The organism is Pseudovibrio sp. M1P-2-3 (assembly GCF_031501865.1).
GTDB lineage: Bacteria > Pseudomonadota > Alphaproteobacteria > Rhizobiales > Stappiaceae > Pseudovibrio > Pseudovibrio corallicola.
Genome location: NZ_JARRCW010000001.1, coordinates 3,682,501 through 3,709,014 on the forward strand (window position 1 = coordinate 3,682,501; position 26,514 = coordinate 3,709,014).

The 26,514-nt window shown below is 49.4% G+C and carries 23 protein-coding genes, 1 tRNA gene and 1 pseudogene; 11 read left to right on the forward strand and 14 right to left on the reverse strand.

Annotated elements, in window-relative coordinates:
- Positions 1-1,500: 1,500 nt before the first annotated feature.
- Positions 1,501-1,782 carry a hypothetical protein gene (locus P6574_RS16135; RefSeq protein ID WP_310621282.1) on the reverse strand — a complete coding sequence of 94 codons (282 nt, stop codon included), beginning with the start codon at positions 1,780-1,782 and terminating at the stop codon, positions 1,501-1,503.
- Positions 1,783-1,818: 36 nt separating this feature from the next.
- On the opposite strand from P6574_RS16135, the gene P6574_RS16140 reads away from it, so the two are divergent.
- Together P6574_RS16140 and P6574_RS16145 are read left to right on the forward strand one after the other, a co-directional pair.
- Positions 1,819-2,022: a hypothetical protein gene (locus tag P6574_RS16140; RefSeq protein ID WP_310621283.1), complete on the forward strand. Its 204-nt coding sequence runs from the start codon at positions 1,819-1,821 to the stop codon at positions 2,020-2,022.
- 50 nt (positions 2,023-2,072) lie between these two features.
- Positions 2,073-3,179, forward strand: coding sequence for a 4-oxalomesaconate tautomerase (locus P6574_RS16145; RefSeq protein ID WP_310621284.1), 1,107 nt, complete (start codon positions 2,073-2,075; stop codon positions 3,177-3,179).
- 426 nt (positions 3,180-3,605) lie between these two features.
- Here P6574_RS16145 and P6574_RS16150 read toward each other — a convergent pair.
- Together P6574_RS16150 and P6574_RS16155 are read right to left on the reverse strand one after the other, a co-directional pair.
- Positions 3,606-3,682: transfer RNA gene (locus P6574_RS16150), tRNA-His, on the reverse strand.
- Between the two features lie 331 nt (positions 3,683-4,013).
- A complete protein-coding gene (locus tag P6574_RS16155; RefSeq protein WP_310621285.1) occupies positions 4,014-4,526 on the reverse strand; it encodes a phasin in 513 nt (170 codons plus the stop codon).
- Positions 4,527-5,230: 704 nt separating this feature from the next.
- Between P6574_RS16155 and P6574_RS16160 the strand changes: the two genes are divergently transcribed.
- The 3 genes from P6574_RS16160 to yghU all read left to right on the forward strand — a co-directional run bounded on the left by P6574_RS16160 (position 5,231) and on the right by yghU (position 10,218).
- On the forward strand, positions 5,231-8,020 hold the full coding sequence (locus tag P6574_RS16160) for a PAS domain-containing sensor histidine kinase (RefSeq protein WP_310621286.1): 2,790 nt from the start codon (positions 5,231-5,233) through the stop codon (positions 8,018-8,020).
- Positions 8,021-8,262: 242 nt separating this feature from the next.
- Positions 8,263-9,234 (forward strand): threonine dehydratase, encoded by a 972-nt coding sequence (locus P6574_RS16165; RefSeq protein ID WP_310621287.1) that lies wholly within the window; start codon positions 8,263-8,265, stop codon positions 9,232-9,234.
- Between the two features lie 117 nt (positions 9,235-9,351).
- Positions 9,352-10,218 carry a glutathione-dependent disulfide-bond oxidoreductase gene (gene yghU, locus P6574_RS16170; protein ID WP_310621288.1) on the forward strand — a complete coding sequence of 289 codons (867 nt, stop codon included), beginning with the start codon at positions 9,352-9,354 and terminating at the stop codon, positions 10,216-10,218.
- 46 nt (positions 10,219-10,264) lie between these two features.
- On the opposite strand, the gene P6574_RS16175 is transcribed toward yghU, so the two are convergent.
- Positions 10,265-10,648 (reverse strand): hypothetical protein, encoded by a 384-nt coding sequence (locus tag P6574_RS16175; protein WP_310621289.1) that lies wholly within the window; start codon positions 10,646-10,648, stop codon positions 10,265-10,267.
- Between the two features lie 227 nt (positions 10,649-10,875).
- On the opposite strand from P6574_RS16175, the gene P6574_RS16180 reads away from it, so the two are divergent.
- Complete coding sequence (locus P6574_RS16180; protein WP_310621290.1) at positions 10,876-11,772, forward strand: diacylglycerol/lipid kinase family protein; 897 nt, start codon at positions 10,876-10,878, stop codon at positions 11,770-11,772.
- A 182-nt stretch (positions 11,773-11,954) separates the two neighbouring features.
- Here the strand turns inward: P6574_RS16180 and P6574_RS16185 are convergent, their stop codons facing one another.
- The 3 genes from P6574_RS16185 to P6574_RS16195 form a co-directional block, all read right to left on the reverse strand.
- Entirely contained in the window at positions 11,955-12,506 is a 552-nt protein-coding gene (locus P6574_RS16185; RefSeq protein ID WP_310621291.1) for a carboxymuconolactone decarboxylase family protein, read from the reverse strand.
- Between the two features lie 72 nt (positions 12,507-12,578).
- Positions 12,579-13,169, reverse strand: coding sequence for a TetR/AcrR family transcriptional regulator (locus tag P6574_RS16190; RefSeq protein ID WP_310621292.1), 591 nt, complete (start codon positions 13,167-13,169; stop codon positions 12,579-12,581).
- Positions 13,170-13,278: 109 nt separating this feature from the next.
- A complete protein-coding gene (locus P6574_RS16195; RefSeq protein ID WP_310621293.1) occupies positions 13,279-14,604 on the reverse strand; it encodes an aspartate aminotransferase family protein in 1,326 nt (441 codons plus the stop codon).
- Between the two features lie 127 nt (positions 14,605-14,731).
- Here P6574_RS16195 and P6574_RS16200 point away from each other — a divergent pair, with 127 nt between their 5' ends.
- On the forward strand, positions 14,732-15,577 hold the full coding sequence (locus P6574_RS16200) for a MurR/RpiR family transcriptional regulator (protein ID WP_310621294.1): 846 nt from the start codon (positions 14,732-14,734) through the stop codon (positions 15,575-15,577).
- 11 nt (positions 15,578-15,588) lie between these two features.
- Here P6574_RS16200 and P6574_RS16205 read toward each other — a convergent pair whose 3' ends face one another.
- Entirely contained in the window at positions 15,589-16,086 is a 498-nt protein-coding gene (locus P6574_RS16205) for a DUF2867 domain-containing protein (RefSeq protein WP_310621295.1), read from the reverse strand.
- A gap of 57 nt (positions 16,087-16,143) precedes the next feature.
- On the opposite strand from P6574_RS16205, the gene P6574_RS16210 reads away from it, so the two are divergent.
- The gene (locus P6574_RS16210) at positions 16,144-16,629 is read left to right on the forward strand and encodes a GNAT family N-acetyltransferase (RefSeq protein WP_310621296.1); all 486 of its coding nucleotides are present in this window, start codon (positions 16,144-16,146) and stop codon (positions 16,627-16,629) included.
- A gap of 60 nt (positions 16,630-16,689) precedes the next feature.
- Here P6574_RS16210 and P6574_RS16215 read toward each other — a convergent pair whose 3' ends face one another.
- Positions 16,690-17,811: an NADH:flavin oxidoreductase gene (locus P6574_RS16215; RefSeq protein ID WP_405048155.1), complete on the reverse strand. Its 1,122-nt coding sequence runs from the start codon at positions 17,809-17,811 to the stop codon at positions 16,690-16,692.
- A gap of 103 nt (positions 17,812-17,914) precedes the next feature.
- Here P6574_RS16215 and P6574_RS16220 point away from each other — a divergent pair, with 103 nt between their 5' ends.
- Complete coding sequence (locus tag P6574_RS16220) at positions 17,915-18,295, forward strand: winged helix-turn-helix transcriptional regulator (protein WP_310621298.1); 381 nt, start codon at positions 17,915-17,917, stop codon at positions 18,293-18,295.
- 50 nt (positions 18,296-18,345) lie between these two features.
- Here the strand turns inward: P6574_RS16220 and P6574_RS16225 are convergent, their stop codons facing one another.
- Positions 18,346-19,071 (reverse strand): hypothetical protein, encoded by a 726-nt coding sequence (locus P6574_RS16225; RefSeq protein WP_310621299.1) that lies wholly within the window; start codon positions 19,069-19,071, stop codon positions 18,346-18,348.
- Positions 19,072-19,351: 280 nt separating this feature from the next.
- On the opposite strand from P6574_RS16225, the pseudogene P6574_RS16230 reads away from it, so the two are divergent.
- A pseudogene (locus P6574_RS16230) lies at positions 19,352-20,404 on the forward strand (IS5 family transposase).
- Between the two features lie 334 nt (positions 20,405-20,738).
- On the opposite strand, the gene P6574_RS16235 reads toward P6574_RS16230, so the two are convergent.
- The 4 genes from P6574_RS16235 to P6574_RS16250 form a co-directional block, all read right to left on the reverse strand.
- Complete coding sequence (locus P6574_RS16235) at positions 20,739-22,604, reverse strand: calcium-binding protein (protein ID WP_310621300.1); 1,866 nt, start codon at positions 22,602-22,604, stop codon at positions 20,739-20,741.
- Between the two features lie 500 nt (positions 22,605-23,104).
- Entirely contained in the window at positions 23,105-23,836 is a 732-nt protein-coding gene (locus P6574_RS16240) for an amino acid ABC transporter ATP-binding protein (RefSeq protein ID WP_310621301.1), read from the reverse strand.
- A complete protein-coding gene (locus P6574_RS16245; RefSeq protein WP_310621302.1) occupies positions 23,833-24,507 on the reverse strand; it encodes an amino acid ABC transporter permease in 675 nt (224 codons plus the stop codon). Before P6574_RS16245 ends, P6574_RS16240 begins: the two co-directional genes overlap by 4 nt.
- 19 nt (positions 24,508-24,526) lie before the next feature.
- Positions 24,527-25,267 carry an amino acid ABC transporter substrate-binding protein gene (locus P6574_RS16250; RefSeq protein ID WP_310621303.1) on the reverse strand — a complete coding sequence of 247 codons (741 nt, stop codon included), beginning with the start codon at positions 25,265-25,267 and terminating at the stop codon, positions 24,527-24,529.
- A 462-nt stretch (positions 25,268-25,729) separates the two neighbouring features.
- Between P6574_RS16250 and tpiA the strand changes: the two genes are divergently transcribed.
- A complete protein-coding gene (tpiA, locus tag P6574_RS16255) occupies positions 25,730-26,482 on the forward strand; it encodes a triose-phosphate isomerase (RefSeq protein WP_310621304.1) in 753 nt (250 codons plus the stop codon).
- Positions 26,483-26,514 lie beyond the last annotated feature (32 nt).

Here is a 26,514-nt window from a genome sequence, read left to right on the forward strand (position 1 = left end):
AACCTCTGAACCGGCGCCTCAGTGGGCCGCCCCGTTGGTGTGGAGCGGGTTATAAGCACATCCCTCCAACCCGTCAACAACCAAATCCAACAATCTGCACAAAAACACGAGAAAATATCAAAATTAAACCAATACGAGTCAAACCACCCCCATACACCACCACCAAAACACCCCACAAACCCCAGAAAACAGCCAATCTCTCAACTTGTTAACAAACAATCAATTCCCACAGATACACACATCAACAAACAACACACCAATGTGAACCAACACCACCAACGCAGAACGAAGGACAAACCGCAGCGGCTAAGGCTACCTCCCCACACAAGCGGCTTTGCCAAAAGGAACTCGGGGCGCTCAGGCAGACGCGCCACCCTATAGGAAAGAACCGCCACTATAAGAGAGAGAGAGCCCCCTCCCCTCTTCAGCGACCTCCGCCCTTTACTCCGGAACCGATGGGAGACCGACACTCAAACCGCTCTGGATCCCGGATCAGCGCTTCGCTTGTCCGGGATGACACCCTCGGGAGCGGTAAGGCACTCAGTCGACCGCTATGGCACCACCAAGAGAAGGGAGAGAGGGCGAGAGACCAGCGGTAAAGCAAGGTGGTGCGAAATCAGAAGGCAGGGAGGTTGGGAGGTTGGGAGGTTGGGAGGTTGGGAGGTTGGGAGGTTGGGAGGTTGGGAGGTTGGGAGGTTGGGAGGTAACTATAAGAGCGCAACAGAAGAGTGAAATGGACAGTCCGCTCACCCTTCACCTTTCAAACCAGATTTTGCTCTTGGGGAAGAGACAAAAGACCAGCAGGTTCATTAACACACCAAGCACAAGATCGGAGATTGCGGACGGACTATTCAAAAGTATTTGCCAAGCCAGTGGGCTCAGATCGCCTGCTGTTGCGCCCGCGAGAAAAGGAAGCGTCAAGCGAATACTGAGCGGGCATGATGGAGGGGCGGTTATCCCCCTCTTCCCCTTCTTGCTCTAAGGTTGGTAAAACGGGATTGGGAAGAGACTTACTCCCGCCCGCTACCGTGAGCGGCCAGTGCTAACTCAAATGGCAGAACATGAGCAGATTTTATGAAATGCGTACAAAGAGCAACAGGAACGCTTCAGCGAAAACCGAGTTCAGAACAAGCCGTTAGATCGAGAGTGTACTCTCAAGTTCGGGCAAAAGCTGGAATTTCACCGCAAAGTGTACGCTCAGCGACCGGTTTTGTGCGAAGAAATGTCCATATAAAATGCCAATCAGGAGCTGACCGCGAAAGAGTGGGGCCTTTACGATCAACCGGCAACAGGACCTGAGAGGAAAGCGTGGGTTGATCAGAGTATGGGCCAAACGTCCTTAACACTCCGCACACCCGCCCGACTTATCCCCTCTCCGCAAAAGATTATCCCCCTCTCCCGTCTGGAGTGAGGGGGAGGTGGGGAGAAAGGAAGCACATACAGAGCTACAGAGCTACAGAGCTACAGAGCTACAGAGCTACAGAGCTACAGAGCGCCATCTCATTGTCCCATGCCTGTCCACTGGGCCAGATTTGGGAAGACAAATGCGATTAACCACGAAACGAAAGAGGAAACCAGAGCGGACACGAAGGCCGATAAGAGAGAGGAAAATATTGCGATAAGCCATTTATCCCGACGGTTGATTTGCTCAGACAAATCGCGGAGCTGCATCTCCCAAGCCCTAATTGCCTGCGGATCTCCTGTTTTGGCCACATCCTCAATTGTTCCCAAGAGGTCGTTTCGTTTCGTCTCTAACTGCCGGCCTTTTTCATAAAAGCGCAATGCACCGTACCTCCAAGTGATGCTGGAGGTGACACTATGGTTCCTCCTGTCGAACAAGGGCAATCCGTTGTATTTCCGCAAGGAAAAGTTTCGAGCAAGATGAAGGAAGACCATTTCAAACTTTGGTTTTCACAGGTAACGCCTGAGAAAACCTCTTATTTTCCAGTAAGAGACACTTCAGCGCTAACCATGCCAAAACATCAAGTTTCTTTCCTAGTCAAAAATAGTCAACTTTTTTAAGGGATGATCTTCATGCAGCTACCTTGGAGCACCTTAAAGGAGGCCATCGCATGCCCCAGTTAGAGATCCCATTTCTATTTATGCGGGGCGGCACTTCGCGCGGAGCCTACTTTCAGCGCAAAGATTTGCCGGAAGACCGGAACTTGCTTGAAAACACCCTCCTAGCCGCAATGGGTGCAGGACATCCGTTGAACATCGATGGCATCGGGGGAAGTTCAGAGGTCACAACGAAGGTTGCCATACTTTCTCCTTCCAGCGACACCTCCACCGATGTTGACTATTTATTTGCGCAGGTTGATGGAGCCAGAGGAATTGTAGATTTTGGCCCCACTTGCGGCAATATACTTGCCGGTGTTGGACCTGCCGCCATTGAAATGGGGTTGGTGGAAGCACAAAACTACATCACACACGTTAAGATCAGAGCGGTAAACACAGGCGCACATATCACCGCCAAAGTAAAAACCCCGGAAAAGTGTGTGGAATATGAAGGAAGCACTCATATTGACGGGGTGCCAGGTACCGCTGCAGGCATTGTTCTGGAGTTTCGAGGGGTTGTAGGATCCAGCACTGGAAAAATACTGCCGACAGGCGAACCACGCACGCTCATTGACGGATTGGAAGTAAGCTGTGTCGATGTGGCGATGCCGCTGGTTCTTGTGCGCGCCAGCGATATCAACATCAGTGGCTATGAAAGCACTGAAGAGCTCGCAGCAAATAAAGAACTATTAACAAAGCTTGAAGGGATTCATCTGAAAGCTGGCCAGCTCATGGGACTGGGCGACACGGGCCGCAAAGTTATTCCCAAATTTGCAGCCCTGGCCAAGGCACGAAATGGAGGCGATATCACCGCCCGCTACTTTACTCCATGGGCTCCCCACCCTTCCATGGCGCTAACCGGTGCCCAATGTATTGCAACATCTATGCTTTATAAGGGCACCATAGCCGAAGATTTTTACACTCCAACCTTAAGCCAAAGCGATGACCAGCCCACAGTTATTCAAATTGAGCACCCCTCCGGACATATAGATGTGGTTATTCACTGCAAGAATGATGGAGGAAAGTTCCAGTTCATCTCAGCAAGCCTTATCAGGACCGCCCGTCTTTTGGCACGAGGTTCAATTTGCATCCCCTCCAACGCCTGGCATAATCCCACTTAACTTTATAGCGTTTCAGGTTAAAGCGCGCTCCGTATGATTGTGTCCACTCAAACGGCAAGAGTTCGCTTGAAATATAAATGTTGGAGTGCGAGGCGTGAATGTGAATAAACGCGACGTGCTTGTCTTATGCTTTTTTAGTGCCTTCTGCGAATATAGGCCAATGGCCACCGTATTGACTCGGGAGGGCAGTGGCGGTGGTCGGATTGAGATAAGCGAAAAAGCAACACTTACTTCGGTGAAGTGTTTCAATGAAACATCTCACTGAATGTAGAGCATGGCGGCAAAACTATTCACATTATATAGGAGATAGATTGTAGGATGTATGCATGAACAATGCTCAGATCTCTCGCATGAATACAAGAGCCTCGCAAGGCAGTCATATTTGAATTTTCAGAAAGGTATTTTGAATATGAGTACTTAGCGAAATGGTACAGACGAGTGGATTCGAACCACCGACCTTCGGAGCCACAATCCGACGCTCTAACCAACTGAGCTACGTCTGCTCGCCAAGTTCGCGGAACATAGGTTTATTTTTTTTCGTTGGCAAGTGGGTGATTCCATCATTTTTTCAAAAGTCCACAGAACCCAACAAAAATAAGTAATTATACGCGTATTTTTGAGGGTCATTAGGGGGACTTCTGTCATTTTCTTCGCAAAAAACCTGCGAAGGCGCTGCTTCAGCACCTCTTAAGACATGCGAAAATTCAGAAAAATGAAAAAATCGACGCTTCCCCTTGAGGAGGACCGGAGGGAAGCGCCGACTTGTTGGCGGACCTGTGAAAAGTACGCCCGGTAATTTCAATCCTGAGTTCCACGGAACTCAGGCTTTAGGCCTTAAGCAACCTTGAAATCTTTGGCAGCTTTTTCAATTGCGTTTTTTGCAGGCTCAGAAAGAGAGGTTGCAAGTTTGGTTGCAAGTTCCTGCATATCCTTGGCCTGCTCAGTGACAGCTTCATACTGTGTACGGGCAAATGAGGATTGAAGCTCAATAGCTTCAGACAGGGTTTTTGTACCAAACATGTCTTTCATATAAGAAAAGACAGCATCCGAATTTGTTTTGGCAGCATCTACAGCTTTAAGGTTGAGCTCCAAAACGCCTTCACGAGTTGTCTCGAAAGCTTCTTCAAGAAGGTCTGTAGCTTCTTCAGAAGCGGACTTCATTTTGGTGTAAGCATCTTTGGCTTGTTCAACACTTTTTTCAGTTGCTTCACGTAGGAATGCAGGAACTTCCATTGTATTCATAGCAAACATCTCCGTATCGGCTTTGGGTGTAGATTTAGGGGTAGCCGCTGCTTTTGCAGTCCGACCTTTAGGTGCAGTCTTGGTGGCAGTTTCAGTCACAGCCATTATCATCACTCCGTTATCCAGTTTGGATTTTTCTCTGACGAAGTCTCAAGCCTTGAACCAGCAACCGTTTCCGTCAGGTCAACTATGACTAAGATAAGCGATTCATATTGCATTGCAACATATTTTTGCACCGCAATATGAACTATTTTCATTTGAGAGAATTAAGTCTGATAGAGTAATGACTTAGAGGAATAATAAATATTTATTAGTTAGCAAATCAACGAGACAAAGAGAAAACCCAGTATAAATTACCAAGTAAATTACTGAATTACATGGAGCTAATTGATCTGATTCCCTATTACTTTTGCAAGGGTAATCTACAGAGGGAAATTTACTCTATAATTATCAAGAGCATAGAAAGAATATTTTTCAAAACTCTCTATTTTTCCCGCTCATATACATTGCACGGCCAAAAAGATCGTGGATTAAAGGCTCACTATAATTGCCCCAGTCGACAGCCTCGCCAACTTCCGGCTAAGCTCGCTACCGCATTTTCCGCACATTCGAATATTTCTCCAGTATTTATACGCAGGTATAAAGAACGAGGAGTATTTTAAGAGGCAACTAGCATTATTGAGACAAACCGCTTACCTGATCCTTTGAAATAACGTATTATTTTGTGTCAGTGACGAAGATGGCGAAGATGAGGGTCCTTTTTTTGCTAAAAACCAATCGTATGTCGTATCGCTCAGAGGATTGTTTAAGTGGCTGACTTCAAATTCCGACGCAGACAGCGACCCATCCGTTTTACCTGGCGTATGGATGGCGAAGGGCACTTGCTTGAGCTGTCCAAAGAGTTCGAAATGTGTGTTGGACCACAAGCCCCTGCCTTGATTGATAAGCTCTGGCATGACCTCTTGCACGATTTGAATATGGATGATGCAGGGCAAATAGCGACCGCCCTGAAACAACACGAGAGTTTTACAGGTGCGGTAGTCGATTGGCCCATTTGTAACTCACGCCTGCGTGTTCCCATTAGCCTTTCAGCCCATGCTATCTTTGACGATGAGAAAGAGTTGCTCGGTTTCAACGGCTTTGGCGTCATTCACAGCGTGCGTGCCTACACGTGTGACAGTGTGGTCGACCCTCTTGAAATCTACGAGATTAGCGAACGGGCCCTCCCCGTAAGCACCCACAAGACTGAACCTGAAACAGAAGAGGAAACGCTCGACCTGTTTCAGATTGGAGCCCAAGCGATCCCACCTGCCGACGATACAAGCCGTGACGAGCTGGAGGAAGATTATGCCGGGCTAACCACTCCGGCCAAGGATACTTCAGTGGAAGGCGGGGCACTGGGGCAGGACATCCCTGTGGAGCTGGAAACCGGTGAGATATTCGAAGAGGCTCAAAACAGCCCAGAAGAAGACGTTGCGCAGGACAACGAAGTTCAAGCTGAGGCAATTCAAGAGCTTGTAGAAGTGGCTCCACTCTCTGCAGAGGTAACTGAGGAGACTGCACAGGCTGGTGACCAAGAGGTCGTCAGTATTGCCCTCACCTCTCCCGACGACTCCGAACTTCCCGTAGAAGAAGAGGAGGAGCCAGTCGATACGCCTGCTCTTTCCTTTGAGGAAGCGATCGCCAGCCTTCCAGATGCACCAGCTCGAAAAATAAAGGACAATACTCCGCGTAGCCTTGCTGAGCTAACCTCCAATATTGTGCGGTTTATAGACCGCAAACCTGCCCCTGCTGGAACATCCAACCTTTCAAAGCCGGAAAAGGACGCTTTTGAGCGTATAGCCAAGGCTCTTGGAAAACCGGAGAAAAGGGTGGAGGTTCCCGCCCCTACACTCAAAGCTACCCATGACGTTGCAAAACCGGCCAAGGACACCGTTACCCAGCTGGGATCTGTGAAAGTCCCTATCAGGCACATGGAACAGGACAGTGCAACACCCCAAAACGCCCCGCTGGCGCAAATGGCCCCCAAGCCGAAAAAAGCTCCTAGGAATAAAGGTGACAAGAGCGCAATTTCTCCTATTGATCCGCGCTTGATGGACCGGCTTCCCATTGGAGTTGCGATTGTACGGGATCGGGAGATCTTTTACGCCAATGACACACTGCTCAGTCTGCTGGACTATGAAACCCTCAGTGATCTGGACGGGTCAGGTGGTCTTGAGGCGATTTTTGCGGAAACGGACAAACCTGTCGATCTGAAAGATGAAACAATCGACCGGCAAGTTCGTGTGCGTAAAGCTGATGGAACCATCGTCCCTGCAGATGCACGAATGCACTGCGTTCCTTGGGAGGGGGGCAATGCCCTCATGATTTCCCTGAGCCTCATTTCATCGCCGCCCCTGAGTACCAGAAAAAAGGCGACTGCGGAAAAAAGACAGGAACCAGAACAATCCGTTCGTGCGACAGCTCCGTCAAGTCTCAAGGAAGTTAAGCGTATAAAAGAGCTGGAGGCTATTCTCTCTCTAGCAGTTGATGGCGTACTGACCATTAACTCCAGTGGCGAGATTCTCAGCGCGAACCTGTCGGCAGAAGCGCTTTTGGGCGTGGAAGAAGATGAACTGATAAGCAAACCCTTCACCACCTATCTCATGCCCGAAAGCCATGACAGTGCCATGGATTATGTGGAGGGGCTTTCCTCCAACGGCATCAGCAGCATATTGCGAGATGGGCGGGAAGTACTGGGTAAAACCAAAAATGGCTCTCCCCTTCCGCTGTTTATGACAATGGGCCGGATTGAAAAGGGAAATAACGGTCCCCTTTGTGTTGTTCTCAGGAATATCAAAGACTGGAAAGACAGTGAGGCGGAGCTGACCCAAGCGCGCATTGAAGCGGAGCAGGCCAGCACACAAAAATCGGAGTTTCTTTCTGAAATCAGTCATGAAGTCCGCACCCCCCTGAATGCAATCATCGGCTTTGCGCAGGTGATGCTGGAAGATAAGGCAGGAGCGATGACACATGAGCGCTACAGGGGATATCTGCATGATATCGAGCGCTCCGGTCAACACATCATGAGCTTGATTAATGACCTGCTGAACCTTGCCAAGATTGAATCTGGCAAGATGGATTTGAACTTTGAAGCCGTCTCCCTGAGTGAGACCTTGGGTGAATGTATTGGCCTGATGCAACCACAGGCGAGCCAGAACAAAATTATCGTTCGGACCAGTCAGTCGGATCAAGTCCCCCCTGTTGTGGCGGATGCAAGAATGCTGCGGCAAATTCTCTTGAACATCCTGTCCAACGCCATAACCCATAATACAGAGGGCGGACAGGTTATCGCTTCACTACAATATGAGCCCACAGGAGAAGTGAAGCTGCGCGTACGCGATACCGGAGTTGGAATGTCGGAGGATGAGCTGGCCATTGCCCTAGAGCCTTTCCGCCAGCTTGGATCTACAGCAGGCGGAGAAGGGGCCGGGCTGGGCCTGCCGCTCACAAAAGCAATGGCGGAGGCCAACCGCGCCAATTTCTCTATTACCTCGCAAAAAAACCAAGGCACGCTGGTTGAAATTACCTTCCCGTCCCAACGTGTTTTGACAGAGTAGCGATCTGGAGCACGCATACAGAAAAGCGTGGCTCTCACTTCTTGGGAATACATTTGAGAAAGTAACCGGCGTATGTGTTGCGGATACCATATTCGCAACACATACCCTTGCTCATTTCTTAATGCGTATCCTTACGGAACATTAGCACTTATTGTAATGGGGTACGCTAGGTGTCTGGCCAGTCTCTTCCTTTGGGTCAGGCGCACATATAGGTCTGACACACTCGAAGCGGAGGCTCCAACATGCTTACTCTTGCCGCATTAGAAAATGCCCGCGATGTTGTTGGCGCTCACATGGCCCCTACCCCGCTTTACTCGTGGCCAAGCCTTAATGCCGCAATGAAGTGTGAGGTCTATGTTAAGCACGAAAACTATGCCCCCACAGGATCCTTCAAGGTTCGCAGCGCTCTGGTCTATGCCCACCATATGCGCAAGCATTATCACCAAAAAACAAATTTGATCGCAGCAACAAGCGGAAATCAAGGGTTAGGGCTGGCCTTTGCCGCCAGAAAATATGGCTTGCAGGTGGCCATTGTGGTTCCCCAAGGAACGTCCAGTGAAGTGAGCGATGCCCTACAAACCCACGGCGCTTTTGTTATTGAACACGGGCAGTCGCTGGAAGAGGCACAGGAGTTTGCCGCTTCCCTCTCCGAAGAGTCCCATAAGTTCACAGTCCCTGCGTTCAGTGCCGAATTGGTGGCGGGTACCGGTACCTATGCACTTGAGCTCTTACGGGCGCGCCCCAAGGTTGATGCGATCTTTGTTCCAATTGGTCTTGGCACTGGAATTTGCGGCCTTATTTGCGCCCGTGAGCTGCTCGGACTTAAAATACCCATTTACGGAGTTGTTGCGGAAGGAGCGGATACATACGCCCGTTCTTTCGAGCGCGGGGCGCTTATCTCCGTTGGGTCCACCAATACCTTTGCCAAAGGCATTGCCGTTAACGCCCCTAACCCCGAAGCACTCGCAATTATTCGTGAACTGGCAGAGGACATTATTCGTGTAAGTGACAGCCAGATTGCCGAAGCAGTGCGAACCATGTTCCAGACCACCCACACATTGTGCGAGGGAGCGGCTGCCGCATCCCTTGCGGGCCTGAGTTCCCATGGTAACAAGTGGAAAGGTAAGCGTGTGGTCATTATTCATTGCGGCCAAAATATAGAACGCAGCCAGATTTCGGCAATTTTGCAAGGACGCACCCCTACTCCCGATTGAATTCCATTTGGCATCTCTCTTGAAAGCGAACGCAGTAATCCTACTTAAGGTATTATCACGGCACCTAATCCTGCCATGAACAAGATCAGCTGCAACGTCCAAGGGAGACATCAGCTCATGAGTGAGACAAGCACCTATACCCCCCCTAAAGTGTGGACTTGGGAACAGTCGAACGGCGGGCAATTTGCAAACATCAACCGCCCGATTTCAGGGTCCACCCACGAAAAAGAACTGCCAGTTGGCAAGCACCCGTTGCAACTTTACTCCCTTGGCACGCCCAACGGCGTTAAGGTCACAATTATGCTGGAAGAGCTTCTGGCGTTGGGGCACACCGGTGCAGAATATGACGCGTGGCTTATCAAAATTCACGAAGGGGACCAGTTCTCTAGCGGGTTTGTCGGGGTCAATCCAAATTCAAAAATCCCTGCTCTTCTTGATACAACCACTAAAGAGCCTTTGAGAGTTTTTGAATCCGGTTCCATCCTGCTTTATCTTGCCGAAAAGTTCGGCGCGCTTCTGCCTGAAGACCCTGCCAAGAAAACAGAGGTTATGAACTGGTTGTTCTGGCAAATGGGCGCGGCCCCTTACCTTGGCGGCGGGTTCGGCCACTTTTATGCTTATGCTCCGGAAAAATTCGAGTATCCCATCAACCGCTTTACAATGGAAGTGAAGCGCCAGTTGGACCTTCTCGATAAGACACTCGCCGAACGGCCATACATAGCCGGCGATGAGTATACAATTGCAGATATTGCCATCTACCCTTGGTATGGCGCTGTCGTTCTGGGTCTTGCCTATGATGCTGCCGAGTTCCTGTCTGTGAAAGACTACAAGAACGTGGTGGCTTGGGCGGAGAAAATTAAAAAGCGCCCTGCTGTTCAAAGAGGCAGTATAGTGAACCGTACTTTCGGCAATGAAAACAACCAGCTTGCCGAACGCCACGATGCCAGCGACATTACTAATAAGCTTGCAGAAAAAGCAGAGTAATTCGGAATAAAAACGGAAACGGGGGCGTCAGTGCCCCCATCCACTCTTAGTTAGAGCCGTCTTGTAAACCCTTTGAAATCTCATCAACCATTTCACCAAAGGAAACAGCCTCTTCCCGAGAGACTTCTGAAGCGGCTTCACTGTCTTGAGTGAGGGACTGCTCTGCTTGAATAGCAATCAATGCGCCGCTGGTTTGATCGCTCATTGGAGCTAAACGGGGAAAGTGCTCATCGTTTTGCTTGCCTCCGGCTTCCGAGTCAAGGTCTTTTGAAGAACTATCAATGTCAACTGCAACAGGTCTGTACTCTGACAGCTTTGAAGGTAATACAGAAAGAACATCCATATCACCGGCATCAAGGGCATCACTGTCCGTTGAGGACGCCTTGGCTGCTTCCACATAAGCGGGTGTCGTTTCGAGAGAAATCGCCATGACTAGATCCTTTCGTTTGCCTGCCTTCGTGCAGTTGCTTCTATAGTTAGAAAGATAGCCTATCTGAAGTAGCTTGCCCGAAACATACAATTTTAAGAAAAATTACAACAAATATAAAAAGGGAGCTCAATCCCGCCCTTTTCCTTGTATCTTTAGTGTCGGCCCCGCCAGTTTTAGGCTTCCTAAAGCCATTTTTCCTATATTTCATTCCAAAATTGAGGCGGTTGATGCAAGTTGCAGCTATATTGAACACACGCAGTGGCTCCTTGAAACAAATTGATTTAGGCAGATTGGAGCGCGCCATCCGCGAGCAGTTTGCCACTGCAGAGCGCACCGTGGCCTGCTTTAGAGTGAACGGAAGCGAACTTAAAACAGTTCTTGCTGAGCAATGCTCAAGGCAAGAGGTATCGCTTCTGCTGGCAGCTGGAGGTGATGGAACTATTTCTGCGGCAGCGGAGGCGGCTTGGCGCTCGGGAAAAACACTTGCGATCGTCCCTGCCGGAACCATGAACCTCTTTGCCCGCTCACTTAAACTGCCCTTGGACGTTCATGAGTGCGTTACAGCTCTTGCACGCGGACAACAAACTTCCATAGATATTGCCGTTGTGAATGGCCGCTCTTTCCTGCACTTCTTTACTATTGGTGTCTATCCAAAGCTGGTTAACAAGCGCAGTCATTATACTTACAGCGGCAGACTGACAAAGGTTTGGGCTGGAATTAAAGCCTTCTTCAGCACCCGGGCAGAACCCGCACTCCACTGCGTCAAGTTCACCCGTGACGGCTCTCCAGAACAGCACAAACACCTAAGTATCCTTGGCGTCTCCAACAATCTTTTCGGTTCAGGGCACCTGCCTTTTGCAGATGACCTTCAAGGGGGGAAGCTGGGGATCTATAGTGTGGGCAAGATTTCGGTCCCAAAGCTTTATCAGCTTGCAAAAGACATTGCTTTTGGAAGGTGGAACGAAAGCTCCCTCATCAAAGTTTCAACTGCCAGAACAATCCACTTACGACTGGAGAAAATGTCCAGTAAAAATCACTGTGCAATAGACGGTGAGCTGCTGCCTATAGAGCGGGAATACACCATTGAGCTGCATCCCAAGGCACTGAACCTCCTTATTCCCTAAGGAAACTCGAAACGTGGGCACACCCTACAGCAGTGAGATGTTGTAGTGCGTATATCACTCCGAAAACTGGTGCCCACTTTTCAGCGATACGCTGTAATGACCTGCTATCGGGGCGGAAAGCCACCTGCTCCCCCAAAACATAGAGAGGCAGGTAGCCTCACTTTTGCAGCGAGAAAAAGAGTTTACTTAGCCGACCATGCATTGGCTTTGAAGGGGGCATCTACTTCCGTGTGCGCAATATGGTTGGTGTAGTTGGACATCACCTTAAGGCTTGTACCCAAAACCACTTCCAAAACAGTCTGCCGTGTGTATCCCGCTTCCAAAAGAGCGTCCACTTGTTCTTCGGAAGGCCAACCACGCGTTTCATTGATAACTTCCGAGAATTTACGCAGGGCTTCAAGTTTGGGGTCGGCAAGTTCTGTGCCATTGCGCAAGGCTTCTATCACGTCAGCAGGAACATTCTTCATCTGCGAAACTGTGGAGTGGGCCGCCATACAATATTCACAACCGTTCAGGCGATTGTTGGTCATCATAATAATCTGACGCTCTGTTTCAGACAGGCTGGTCTTGCCGAAAATACCGGCAAGGCTCATGTAGCCCTCCAAAATTGCCGGGGACTCGGCCATTGTCCCATAGAGGTTTGGAATAAAACCAAATGCCTTCTTTGTCTTTTCCAAGAGGGGCTTGGAAGCCTCGGGAGCATTTTCGGGAGTATATGTTTTAAAGTCTGACATGGGTCTCCGTCCGTTTATATAGTGATTTAAACCGATCAGTACAAACTAAAATAGGAACGCAATAGCAGCTAATCAAGGCTTTACTTCCAGTAATTTCAGCACCTGCTGCCCCGAAAGTAACCGCTCATCTTGATCAAAAACACCTCTGGACAGAACACATTGCCCCACAAGCAAAGCAAGAAGGGACCGAGAGGTCACGTCTCCTTTGACAGAAGAGGGAATTACGCCGGACTTCTGGCCCAATTCGATTTGCATCATAAAAAAATTCTGAATTAACGAAAAACCCCGTTTGACGGTTTTGACAGTTTCCTCATCATGGTTAGGCAGGTCAAGAGCGGTATTCACCATGAAATTTCCATTACCGCTTTTATCGGGATCACCCTCGGCAATCATCACCTCAAACAAAGTTGTGATAGCACGCACGGGATCGTCAACTTCGGAAATACGCTCCCTCGCTGCCTTTTCCACATCAAGCTGATGCTTTAGAAGACTTCGGATAAACAAGCCTCTTTTACTGCCAAAGGCATTATAGAAGCTGCCTTTATTTATGCCCATAGCAGCCAGAAGATCAGCCAGAGATGTCGCTTCATAACCTTTCGCACCGAAAAGTTTAGCTGCTTGATCCACTGCCTCTTCTATGTCGAACGACTTTTCCCAGGGCATTTCCTACTCCTTAGCAGGTACTTTAGATATGAGTTTCCATTTACACCAATTGGCAAAATAAAAGCGTATCGTTTACTGCCAGAAGCAGGCGTAATGAATTAGGAACTTTTTAGCTATCATTCAAAACCTCTTTAAATGCCACATCCAGAATCTCCACAATCTCATTTATGTGCTCATCCTCGATAATAAACGGGGGAGCGAGAAGAATGTGGTCGCCGTTTAGCCCATCAATGGTTCCGCTCATCGGGTAACACATAAGGCCAGCTTTAAATGCAGCTTTCTTGATCTTTCCTGCAAGGCTTCGTGCCGAGGCAAATGGCTGCTTATTTGCCTTGTCCTGCACCATTTCAATTCCCCAAAACAACCCACGCCCGCGAATATCGCCAATGTACTCATGATCTGAGAAGGAGTTGCGCAGTGCTGCCTCCAACTTTTTTCCCATGGGTAAAACACGGTCCACCAATCCATCTGTGAGCTTGGTAAGAACTGCTAGAGCGGCAGCTGCAGCGGTTGGGTGCCCAATGTATGTATGCCCGTGCTGGAAAAATCCTGACCCCTCTTCAATCGCCCTGTAGATTTCACTGGAACAAAGCATAGCTCCTATGGGCTGATAGCCTGCGCCCAACCCCTTGGCGATACAAAGGATATCAGGTGCAACACCGTCCTGCTCACAGGCAAACAAGGTCCCTGTCCGCCCCATGCCACACATAACCTCATCCAGAATGAGCAGGATACCGTAGTGGTCGCATATCTCGCGTATACGCTTGAAATAGCCTTCCACAGCAGGCACAGCACCGGAAGTTGCCCCGACCACGGGCTCGGCGACAAACGCCATAACCGTTTCCGGCCCAAGATGTAGAATTTTACTCTCAAGCTCATTGGCAACCCGCTGGCCATAGTCAAAGAGGCTCTCCCCTTCAAGCTGGTCACGGTACGCATAACACGGGGCGATGTGATGGGTTTTTATCAGCATCGGGGCAAACTGCTTGCGCCGCCACTCGTTTCCCCCTGTAGCCAAGGCCCCTAGCGTATTACCGTGATAGCTCTGCCTGCGGGCGATGATGTTGTGACGCTGGACCTCCCCTTTTTCCAGATAGTACTGACGGGCCAGCTTGAGTGCCGATTCCACCGCCTCCGACCCACCGGACACCAGATAAACCCGCTCCAACCCTTCAGGAGCATGGGCGATTAGCTTATCTGCCAGTTGCTCGGCTGGCTCACTGGTGAAAAAGCCGGTATGGGCGTAGGCGACTTGGTCCACCTGTTGCTTGATAGCCTGTTTCACGTCTTCATCGGAGTGACCAAGACAGGAAACAGCAGCGCCGCCGCAGGCGTCCAGATACTTTTTACCTGATTTATCAAAAAGGTAGCACCCTTGACCCGAATGAATAACGGGGGGCTGCACATGTGTATGACGGGGGAAAATATGGGGCATTTTCGTTGGACCTCTTGCTGGAGGGCTCTGCATTTCGTTTATTTGTACAAAAGAGTTAATTAATATGTTTCACTTTTTCAATAGATATGAAACATATGAATCACAATTAAATTGGAGCCTTGGCCAGATGAGCAGTAAGACTATTTATCAATACATCACGCCCCACTACGAAGGGTTAAGTGCCAAACTAAAACTTGCTGCGGACTTTGTGCTGGAAAATCCAATTGATGTGGCCGCAAGGAGCCTTCGGGCAATTTCTCTGGACGCAAAGCTGCCCCCTTCAACATTCTCCCGTCTGGCTCGAGCATTAAAGTTTGAAAGTTACGAGGCCATGCGGGAGGTCTGCCGCAGTGAACTGCCCAAGTCCTTTGCCTCCTCCCTAACAAAAGAAAGCTTCCCTTCGGCATCAAACTCTTTTACCAACAGCTGCGCGGCCCATGCGGCCACTTTGGAGGCACTGGCAACAAACACCCCACCACAAGCGCTGGAACAGGCAGCAGGTGCGCTGAGCGCCGCAAGAAATATTGTTGTGGTTGGGGCGCTCAGTTCTGCCGGTCTTGCAGCTTACCTTGGGTATTTGGGTGAGTGGCTCGGAAATGGCTGGCGTGTTCTTGGGTGTAGCGGAAGCTCTCCAGCCAGTGAGCTAGAGGGACTTGGGACGGAGGATCTGGCGGTTATCATCGCAGGCGAGCCGTTTGCAGCCCAATCCATTAAGACCGAAAGACTGCTCAAAAGCCAAGGCATTCCAACCCTTATCATCACCGATAGCCTGCGCTGTCCGGCCTTAAAAAGTGCTGATCATAGCTTTGTCATCCCCTCCCGAAGTTCGGGCATATTTCCCACTCATGTACCAATGCTGGCTCTTATCGAGACACTGGTGCATTTAACAGCTGAAAAACTTGGAGATACGGCCAAAGAACGAGCGCGCAAACTGGATCAGGCACATAGGCAGCTGGGAGACTATTGGGAATAGTTAAGCCCTTCTCAAGAGGAAAGTTCCCGTTTCAATTGCCGAAGGTTTTGTCTCACTATGAGCTTGTGGGCTGGCGCGACCGGTATCATGTAGAGCCAGCCGAACCTATTGTGTACTTTCACAGAAGAGGTGATCGTCAACATCTGACCCTGAGTAACAATGGAGGTCATCACATCCAGATGCCGGTCCCGACCCGTCAGCACCAACGCATCGCTTGAGATGTGTTCCACCATAAAGAAATCAAGTTTTTGACCGGCTACCACCGTTTGGGGAACAGTGCCGGAAAAGCCGCCTATTTTCTGCACACCAAAAAGCGAACAGACCGCATCCCTAATCCGAAAAGCCAAATTCAAAACCGGCATGGGCTGGGACATAATAATTCGCCAAGCCTCCAATGGAGTGATCTTTGAAGACAGCTGAACCGATCCTTGATGAAAAAAATCAAGTGTCTCAATTGGTCCCAAGATCGGCACATTGGTATCTGGCAGGGTATAGACGGGTGCTTGCAAGTTCTCTCTCCTATACAACCAATGCAACTTGATAGGAATCAACTGAAAACACAAGTGATGACAAACACAACGCAAAACCAGATTACCCTGCGGCCCCTAGTTCCCGAAGACTATCAGCAGGCCATTACGCTTTATAATGAGTTCAAAGGCCCTCCTATCCTACTTGAGGGAGAAGCAGCAAAAGAGCACTTTGCTAAAATAGTAGAGCACAGCGATACGACCATCTTCGGCGCCCAGCTGGGTGAGCGCGTGGTTTCCATGGCAACCTTGCATGTGCTACCAAACATGACATGGGGTGGCAGGCCCTACTGCCTTATTGAGAACGTCATTACGCTTGAAGCGTTTCAGGGGAGAGGCATCGGTAGCAAAACTATGGAACACCTGATTAAAGCTGCATGGGAGGCGGGAGCCTATAAAATCATGTTGCTCACCGGCAAGGAGAACACAGCCTATCAGTTCTATGGGAAATTCGGTTTTTCTCAGGATCAAAAACGGGGAATGATGTTGCGAAGGGTGCCATCACGCCATGAGATAGGCGCATAGTCAAACTGGAGCGCTACCAAAGACAATGAATTGCCTTGGAGCGCTCAAGTTCAATTTAAATTAGACCAGCTCTTGCAAATGAGAGGCTTCAAAGCCTTTCAGATTGGCGCTGTCACCTTCTTTGATTTTCGCTACCCAGTTCGGGTCACTGATGAGCGCACGGCCCACTGCAATCAAATCAAACTCATCCTTTTCCATCCGCTCTATCAGCTGGCCAAGTTCGGAAGCTTCTGAGCCCTGACCGCCAAACGCACCAATGAAATCACCGGAAAGGCCAACAGAACCCACACTGATCGTTGGCGCTCCCGTAACCTTTTTTGCCCAGCCAGCAAAGTTCAGGCCTTTTTCGCCATCAATCTCCGGGAAATCCGGCTCCCAGAAACGGCGCTGTGAGCAGTGCAGAATGTCAACGCCAGCCTCGACCAATGGCTGCAGCCACTGTTCCATCTCTGCCGGAGTTTGAGCAAGGCGTGCCGTATAGTCCTGCTGCTTCCACTGACTGACACGAAGAATAATTGGAAAGTCCGGTCCAACAGCTTCCCTGATTGCAGAAACAATCTGGCGGGCAAACTGCGACCGCTCTTTGATAGTTGCTCCGCCAAACCGGTCGGTGCGTGTGTTGGTGCCGCTCCAGAAAAACTGGTCAACCAGATAGCCATGGGCACCATGTATCTCAACAGTATCGAACCCGAGAGCCTTGGCATTTGCCGCCGCTCGTGCAAAGCCTGCAATAGTATCGGCAATGGCCTCTTCGCTCATAGCGTTTCCGCGCGGAACATCTGGCGCAACCAATCCGGAGGGGCTCTCAACCGTCTCAGAGGGCTCCCATCCGGTCATTCCCTTTGTTGAGCCGGTGTGCCAGATCTGTGGGCCCATACTGCCCCCTTCGGCATGAACCGCATCAATAACACTTTTCCAACCGGCTAAAGCAGCTTCGCCGTGGAAGAACGGAATTCCGCGCTCGTTTCTTGAAGCTGGACGGTCAATCACTGTTCCTTCAGAAAGGATAAGCCCAACTTCCCCCGCAGCCCTGCGGCGGTAATAAGAGGCATTGGCCTCGCCCGGCACTCCCTCAGGCGCAGCAAGGCGCGTCATGGGGGCCATGACAATGCGGTTTTTAAGGTCCAGTGTTTTTAGGCGAAAGCCCTGAAAAAGAACGTCATGTTTTGATATAGTGTCCAGCACTGTGCAGCTCCGTTGTAAAAGGGCTGATATAGATATACAAAGTATACCTAGTGTCAATCAGGCACCTAATTGCGCCTAGGTATACTTTAGGAAACCCCAGATGAATGATGATCAGTGTACATCCTATTTCTCCGCGGCCTGTCCCGGGAGGGAAGTTTTTGATCAGCTTGCCGATAAATGGTCGATGATGGTGCTCACCACATTAAACCCCGGCCCCATGCGTTTTAACGAGGTTCGCCGCCAACTGGAGGGCATCACGCAAAAAGCGCTGACCCAGTGTCTAAGGCGTTTGGAGCGCAATGGACTGGTCACACGCCACGTCATCACCACCTCTCCCATTGCCGTTGAGTACACAATCACACCTCTAGGAAGTTCGCTTCAAAAGCCTTTTTACGCGCTCCATCTCTGGTTTTTGGAAAACATGCCTGAAATTGAGAGGGCACAGCAGGGCTATGATGAACGTAAAGCGGACGGGCAGTGAGACAGTGTAAGTGACAAACTAAAAAGGTAAGATATGGCCTCTAGGGCCTTTCATTTCAAATAGACTATATAACCGTTATTTTTCAACTTCGCCTCCATTTTGGGTAGATCTTTTACTTCCGCCTGATAACGGAAAAGCGAGAAACCATTGCAGGATTTTGTCTCCAGAAGCTCCAGAGAAACACCTTCAAGCCCCTTGCCTTGCACGAAATTGCCTAGTCTCGAATAGCCGGGTAATTTACTTGTGCTTTCAAGGTATCCTTGAACCTCTTTTGAAAAACGGCTGGAAATCAATACGTTTGTATTTGCCCCTTCGGCTGCCAGCACGACATACGATAAATTATTTCCCCCCATATTAGGAAAAGTCAGAACAGGCGTACATCTCGATGGAATAGTTCTCAAATGGTCATATTTGTGCATTTTCGATACATAAAAATCAATACAATCAGGCTCTGAACCTTGAGGCCAATTACCCCAAGTGGTTCTACTCCCCCCCTCAAAACGTTGCACCTGATTAGTGGTAAAGATACAAGGAGTCTCTGACCAGTCCCAGTAATTCGTATCGTTGTCATTATTAACTTTTGTCGGAAATGGCATAGCAGCATAAAGAGCAAGGGCTCTAACCGCCTCCTCTGTATATGCATTACTTAAAGCCTTGGTTCTCCATATATGAATAAAGAGTTCCAACCCACCATATGCAAGTAGCAAAAGTACTAGTAAAATAAAGATAACTCGGACACAAACACTTATGACACGGCCAATTAATTTTCCAAGCACGGACACCTCCCCATAGAAACACTATCTCCAATAGTGGGATTCATATTGTTTTGGCATACTATCTAATTCCTCAAAATAGCGATGACGAATAAGTAAGAGCAAAACAAGCCTAAGCTGACTCAGCAGGGCTTCCTTTTATGAGGTTTCAATAGATTAGCGAAGACCTTATCTATGGCCCAGCTTTACCACGTGACCATCCTACATATGGGCACCTCTAAAAATTCCAATTCTTCTTTTTTGTTGTATAGTCAATGACTTGAAATGACGAGTTTGAGGGTTCATGGGGCAGCTTGGATTTTTTGATATTGCCACTCGCTATAAGGATCTCGATGCAAGCAATGATCCGCTGGCAAAGATCGATGCAGTCGTTCCATGGGAGAGTTTTCGCGCTCGGCTTGAAAGCATCTGGCGTCAGCGCTCACAAGGTCGCAAGTCCAAAGCGGGGCGTAAACCCTGGGATGCGGTCTTAATGTTCAAGGCGATTGTCCTGTGCGCCCTGTATAACCTGTCGGATGATCAGGCTGAATATCAGATGCGTGATCGCCTGTCGTTCATCCGCTTTTTAGGGTTGGGACTAGAGGATCGTGTTCCCGATGCCAAAACCATTTGGATGTACCGAGAACAGCTGGCTCAGGCGGGTACCATCAAGGCGTTGTTCGATGATTTTGACAGCTACTTGAAAGGGCAAGGTTATCTGGCCATGGGCGGCCAGATTATTGACGCTTCGATCGTTCCTGTACCAAAACAGCGCAACCTGCGGGAGGAAAATGCAACGATCAAGTCTGGAGAAATTCCCAAGGACTGGGCCGATAAAACCTCTAAGCTTCGCCAGAAAGATACGGATGCCCGCTGGACGAAAAAGCGAGGCCAAAACCATTTTGGCTACAAGAACCACATAAACATTGATCGTCGGCATAAGTTGGTGCGCCGGTACGAGGTAAGCGATGCAGCGCTGCATGATAGCCAAACTGTGGACGCGCTTCTGGATGAGAATAATACCTCTTCGCAAGTGTGGGCTGACAGCGCCTACCGCTCAGCTGAGGTTGAGAAAAAGCTGGCAGACAAAGGCTTGAAAAGCTAGGTACACCGCAAAGGCAAGCGCAACAAGCCGCTGAACAAAAGGCAGCAGCAGGGCAATAAAACCCGTTCTTCGGTCAGAGTTCGTGTTGAGCATGTCTTTGGTGCTCAAAGCAATGACATGGGCGGAACACTGGTTCGATCCATCGGCTTGATCAGGGCCAAAGCACATATTGGACTGAAAAACCTGAGCTATAACATGCGACGGCTGGTACAGCTTGAGCAAAAAATGGCCTATTCCCGCGGCACATCGTAGGACCACGTCAGCAATAGCTGCCTGTACCTTGAAGAAACATCCCGCACACCCCCGCAACGGGAAGCTCAACGCTAATGGCCTGTCCTTGGAAAAAGGCGGACGCTCTTTAGTCTTGCAAAAATTCTAGAAAAACTGATTTTCAGAGGTGCCCATATGTATAGATTGACTGATTACATTATAGCCCCTTAAAGGAAACAGATTAGCGTTCAGTCTCAGTTTTCAAAGAAGAGCCGTACCTTGAGGGGGCGTGGACAGCTCTTCTTTTTGTGGGTTCCATTTCACTGGAACTTCTTATTATTTATTTGTTTAAAGAGAAGTACTCCCTCTCTTTAAACTATGCGAAAATGAAGTCTGAGGCTGTAAGGGTATCCGCGATCTGGGTACCTTCCAGAGTGATGGTACCTTCAGAGTAACTAATAATAGTCTGTGTACCGCTTTCAGAAATACTCAAGTCGGAGAAGCCCAGACCCAACTCATCGTCAAACGCGATAAAATCGGTACCCTGTTCAAAGTCGGTAATGGTGTCATTACCTGCATCCTCTTCAAAGTAGAAGGTGTCGGCACCGTCATTGCCGGTCAGGGTGTCATCCCCTCCCCCTCCAAACAGGGTGTCGTCTTTATCTCCACCAATGATCACATCATCACCGCCAAAGCCAAACAGGAAAGCATTATGAATGGCATTGGTGGAAGAGGAATTCATGGCATAAATTGCATCCCCGTAGTCAGTACCTGCCAAGTACAGGTTGCCATTGGCAGAACTGATTTCCTCTCCTTCCAGAATAAGGCCCGCATAGGCCCCCGTCATGGTGATCATCTGACCATCTTCAAGCTCAAGCGCATCCAGATTTTCACGCAGGGTGTCGCCGTTGCCCATTTCCGTTGACAAATCGCTGGAAGAGATTTCTAGGCCAGCGGCATCATAGTAGGTGCCATCTTGATAGCGAACTGTGAAGGCCGTATCCATCATCTGCTCGGCCAGCTGCTCCCGCACAACGTTGGAGGAAGAACCTGCATCAGCCTTCTCCATAATGGTTGTGACCAGATCACTATCGATATTGACCTCCGCAATAAGCCCACCATTGGACTTGCTGTCCACATCGGTCCAAAGTTCATAGGCTCCAGAACTGCTCACATTGCCGGTGAAATAGTCCAAGGCACCGTTAGAAGTGGAGGTTGCCGTATACACGAACACATCTTCGCGCTGATCGAAATCGGCGATGGTGACATAATCCTGCTGCGCGTACTCAACGATAGAACTGGCGCCGCTGTTTGCCAGAGCTTTCAAGGTGGCAGCTGAAGCCGCACTGGCGGCCAAACCGAAGGCAATGCCAAACCCTGTGGAGCCTGCCGCAGCCATTCCCCCCGCGATCAACGCTTGTGTGGCTACAGTTTTACCTTCAACGAAAGCGCGACCTGTGGCCCATGAGGTCCAGTCTACACCGCTTTTGTCTACGGGGGTGACATACTCGCTTTTCAAGCCGCCTGTGATGACCAAATCGGAACCGGAGCCAAGAGTGACTCTGTCGATGGACTTGCCGTCTCGGCCGCCCACATGAACTACATCATCCCCAGCGCCCGCATCAATGGTATCGCTGCCTTCTCCTGCATAAATTACATCATTGCCAGAGCCGCCTTTAATGACATCATCTCCATTGTAGGTATCAATGAAGTCATTGCCACTGCCACCATAGACGGTATCCGAGCCTTTGCCCGAGTAAATGGTATCATTGCCCCAACCACCATAGACGGTGTCATCACCCTTACCACTCTCGATATAGTCGTCACTACCGGCGTAGTTGGTATTGGGGCCGTCACCGTATATGAGATCGTCCCCTTTTGATCCATAGATGGTGTCATCACCGCTACCGCCGATCAACTCGATATCAGAGTTATTACCTTTGTCCGGCACCTCACTGGCATCAATCAGATCATCACCCGAACCGCCGTCTATGTAAGCATAGAATTTATCGTGGTAACTGCCGTTCTGGATGTCGATGATGACAGTATCATCGCCATCTCCAGCCCAGACCTCTGCCCCTTTGAACGTGGCCGTCGAATGGGCCTTGTTCCACTTAAACTTGATAAAATCATCGCCGCCATTGGAATAGACTTTATAGGATCGGGCTTCGTGCTTCCCCATACCTGATCCTTTAAAGACAATGGTGTCGTCCTTGTCTTTTGTTGTCACTTTTTTTGTCATTTTAGACCCCGATTTTGGGTGTTATTTTTGCTATAAACTTTCCGAACTGAATGAATACGCTACCGGTAAAACGCCGATGAACTGTAACCATGAACACGGCAGGCCTAAAACAAATAAATTCAAGTATTATGCAAATATAACTCAAGATTTAACTTAGCTTTACTATAACGTAAAAGTAATTTTAGAATACAAAACTACAAAAAAGAACGAAGATACAGATTCATTAAAAATTGAAATATAAAATGCTTACATTTTGAGCATATTTTTTTGGGGTGAGAAAAATGCATTTTATAAGAAAAAACGCGTACAGTTCTCTGGATTTCTACAAATGAAGGTGGAAAGATCTTTTACCGCACAACCACAGGGTTTTAGTGGGCCGAATCATGCGGTGATTCGGAGATTTTCATGGAGCAATATAGCCAGTAAAAAATACATTGCGCTTATACAAAAAGATCTCGCGCTTGACGCCATTCAACGTTCACTCTGCGCTTCTCAGGCATTTAAAGCACTTTACGCAAGAAGCTCTGTGTACGAGGGTCCTGTGGGTTGGTAAAGATTTGCTCCGGAGGTCCCTGCTCCACAATGCGGCCGCCTTCCATGAAGATGACCCGATCGGCGATGTCGCGGGCAAAACCCATTTCGTGGGTAACGATGAGCATGGTGCGGTGCTCGTTGGCTACCTTTTTCATGAGCTGGAGTACTTCCTCCACCCACTCAGGGTCCAAAGCGGATGTGGGCTCATCTACCAACATCAAATCCGTATCTGCGGCCATGGCGCGGCCAATACCCACGCGCTGTTGCTGCCCGCCAGAAAGAGAAGCGGGATATGCCTCCGCTTTATCGCCAAGGCCAACTTTCTCCAAAATTTCGTCGGCATGGGCAAAGGCTTCTGCCTTGTCCCATTTGCGAACGGATATCAAACCCTCCGCAATATTCTCGCGGGCCGTTTTGTTGGAAAACAGAGCGTAGTTCTGGAAGACAAAACTGGTTTTAAGGCGGGCCTGCTGCATGTCCTTTGGCTTTGCCCGAGCAGCATCCACGGTCAGGTTACCAAAACTGAATTCCCCCGCATCCGGCTCTTCCAGAAAATTGAGACAGCGCAGCAGAGTTGATTTACCGGTTCCCGATGGGCCGATAATGACAATGCGTTCGCCCTTTTGAATGTCCAGATCAATTCCGTTCAGAACCGGCGTTCCATTATAGATTTTGGTTAGTCCGCGGATTTTGATCATCGGTTTACAGCCTTAGACAGTCGGTCCTCTAAAAGCCGTTGAAAGACGGCCAGCACTTCCACAATCGCCCAGTAAACAAGGGCCACCACAACAAAGGTTTCCAGATATAGGAAACTGCCTGCCGCCTCTTTTTGGGCAGCGCCCATAAGCTCGGTCACGCCAAGGGTAAAGGCAAGGGAGGTGCTTTTAATAAGGTCAATGAAATAGTTTACCAGCGTCGGCGAGGCAATGCGCGCCGCCTGAGGCAGGATGATCCGGCGCATCATCTGCGCGGTTGTCATGCCAATAGCCTTAGCCGCTTCCCACTGGCTGCGGTCCACACCCAAAATGGCAGCGCGGATACTCTCGGCCATGTAGGCGGAAAAATGCAAGGTCAGGCCAATGATGGCAGCGGTAACCCCGCCCATTGCCGTCAGGCTCGGGATCAGCTGCGGCAGACCATAATAGAACAAAAACAACTGCACCAGCAGCGGCGTGCCGCGAAAGAAGCTGATGAAAACGCGTGTCAAAACATCCAGAACAGGAATTTTTGCCACGCGAATAATCGCCAAAAGAGAGGCCAGAACGAGCGCCAGAACCATGGACACGGTTGCCATACCCAAGGTCAAGGGCAGGTACTTTAATAAGACCGGGAGAAGCCCCAGCATATAATCCAGATCAAACGCTCGCATTGGCTTTTAACTCTTTGCTTTAGTTAGCGGTAATATCAGTACCGAACCACTTTTGAGAGATCTCGGTGAGTTTACCGCTCTCACGCAGGGCAGTTAACGCGCCATCTACTTTAGCTGCAAGCTCTTTGCCTTCTTCATCCGAACGGAAAGGCATAGCATTGCGGATTTCAGAGAATGGCTCGCCTGCCAAGGCCAGTGGCAGCGGTGTTTCTTTAATGACCTGAGCTGCGCTCACACGGTCCATAACAAAGGCGTCAACGCGGCCCAGAGCTGTTTCCTGCTCCAGATTGCTGTCGTATGTCTTGATCGTGATTTCTTCAGCGTATGGCAGTTCACGCAGAAGCTGTTCGAAGTTAGAGCCAAGGTTCACAGCAACACTGCGGCCTTTCAAAGCTTCAACACCGTTGATTTCTTCTTCATTGCCTTTTTTCACGACAACCTGTGCGCCGTCAAAAACGTAGGGCTGGGTGAAAGTGAATTTGGCTTCACGCTCTGGAGTGATTGTGATCTGGTTTGCAATGGTGTCGATCCGGTTGGATTCCAGTGCGCCTACAAGACCAGAGAAGCTCATTGTTACAAACTCAATGTCATCACCGGTTTGCTCGCCAACAGCATTGAGAACATCAACCTCAAACCCTTGAAGCTTATCTTGCTTAACAAAAGTGAAAGGGAAGTAGCCACCAGACATGCCCACACGAATTGTGTCAGCTTGAGCTGGAAGTGCCGCCAATAGAGCAGCGCCAAGAAGAAGTGCACGCATGATTTCTCTCCGAGTTATCTCGTAAATTTCTGGAGAGCTATGTAGAGGCTTTAAACAATTTTTCCAATAGTGATAAAAATAATAGCGATATAAAAGAACACGAATCTACTGAACTTCAATAAATCAGTTTATAGTTCTAATAGCTAAAGATACAGAATACGGGATTTTCATTGCACATCTCTCATCACGGGAAAATACGAACCCGCCTATTCTTTGCCTAACTAATCATACTTAAGTAAAACAGCTTAAGTATTGAAAGGAGTACGCGTATTTCTCCTAGCCCTTCGCGTGAAAGTTTCCCACAATCGGACCTCGAAGCAGGCAGCAACCGCACACTTAAGCGCTTCTGGAACAGAAATTTCACAGTCCTCTCTTGAATTATCGCGGCAAAAAGGCAAGAAAAGGCACCTATCTTGCATACACATGAACCTTTGTGTTCAACTCCTCGGAGATCATCTGCCTATGACTATTCGCCCACTTGTCGCTGGAAACTGGAAAATGAACGGGACGCCAGCCTCCCTTGAAGAATTCCGCAAGGTCGCGGCTGGTTATGACAATTCCCTTGCCGACAAGGTCGAGCTGATGATTTGTCCCCCAGCGGTTTTGCTGGCTCAGCTTGCCTCTGAAAAGTCCATTCCGGTGGGCGCGCAGAACTGCCACTCTGCTGTCTCGGGCGCTCACACGGGTGATATCTCCGCGGAGATGATTGAAAGTGTTGGTGCCAGCGCCGTGATTGTTGGTCATTCCGAGCGCCGCGAAGGTTACGGTGAAAGTGATGCGGACGTGGCAGCCAAGGCAGAAGCGGCCTGGCGTGCTGGCCTTCTGGCTATTGTATGCATTGGCGAAAGCCTTGAGCAGCGCGAAGCGGGTGAGACAATTGATGTTGTCACAAAACAGATCACCGGCAGCCTGCCTGATGGCACCACAAGCGAAAACACTGTTGTCGCCTATGAGCCAATCTGGGCAATTGGCACAGGGAAAACACCAACGGCACAGGACGTTGCCGATGTGCACCTGGCCCTTCGCAACGCTTTAGTGGAGCGCTTTGGTGAAGATGGTAAGAAAATTCGCTTACTCTATGGTGGTTCTGTAAAGCCTTCCAACGCCGGTGAACTGATGGCACTTGCGAACGTGAACGGTGCACTTGTGGGCGGCGCGAGCCTGAAAGCCGCCGATTTCCTCGGCATTGCAGAGGCTTACAAAGCTATCCGCTAGGAAAATAAGGATAATGGCTCTGGAAGAGTATC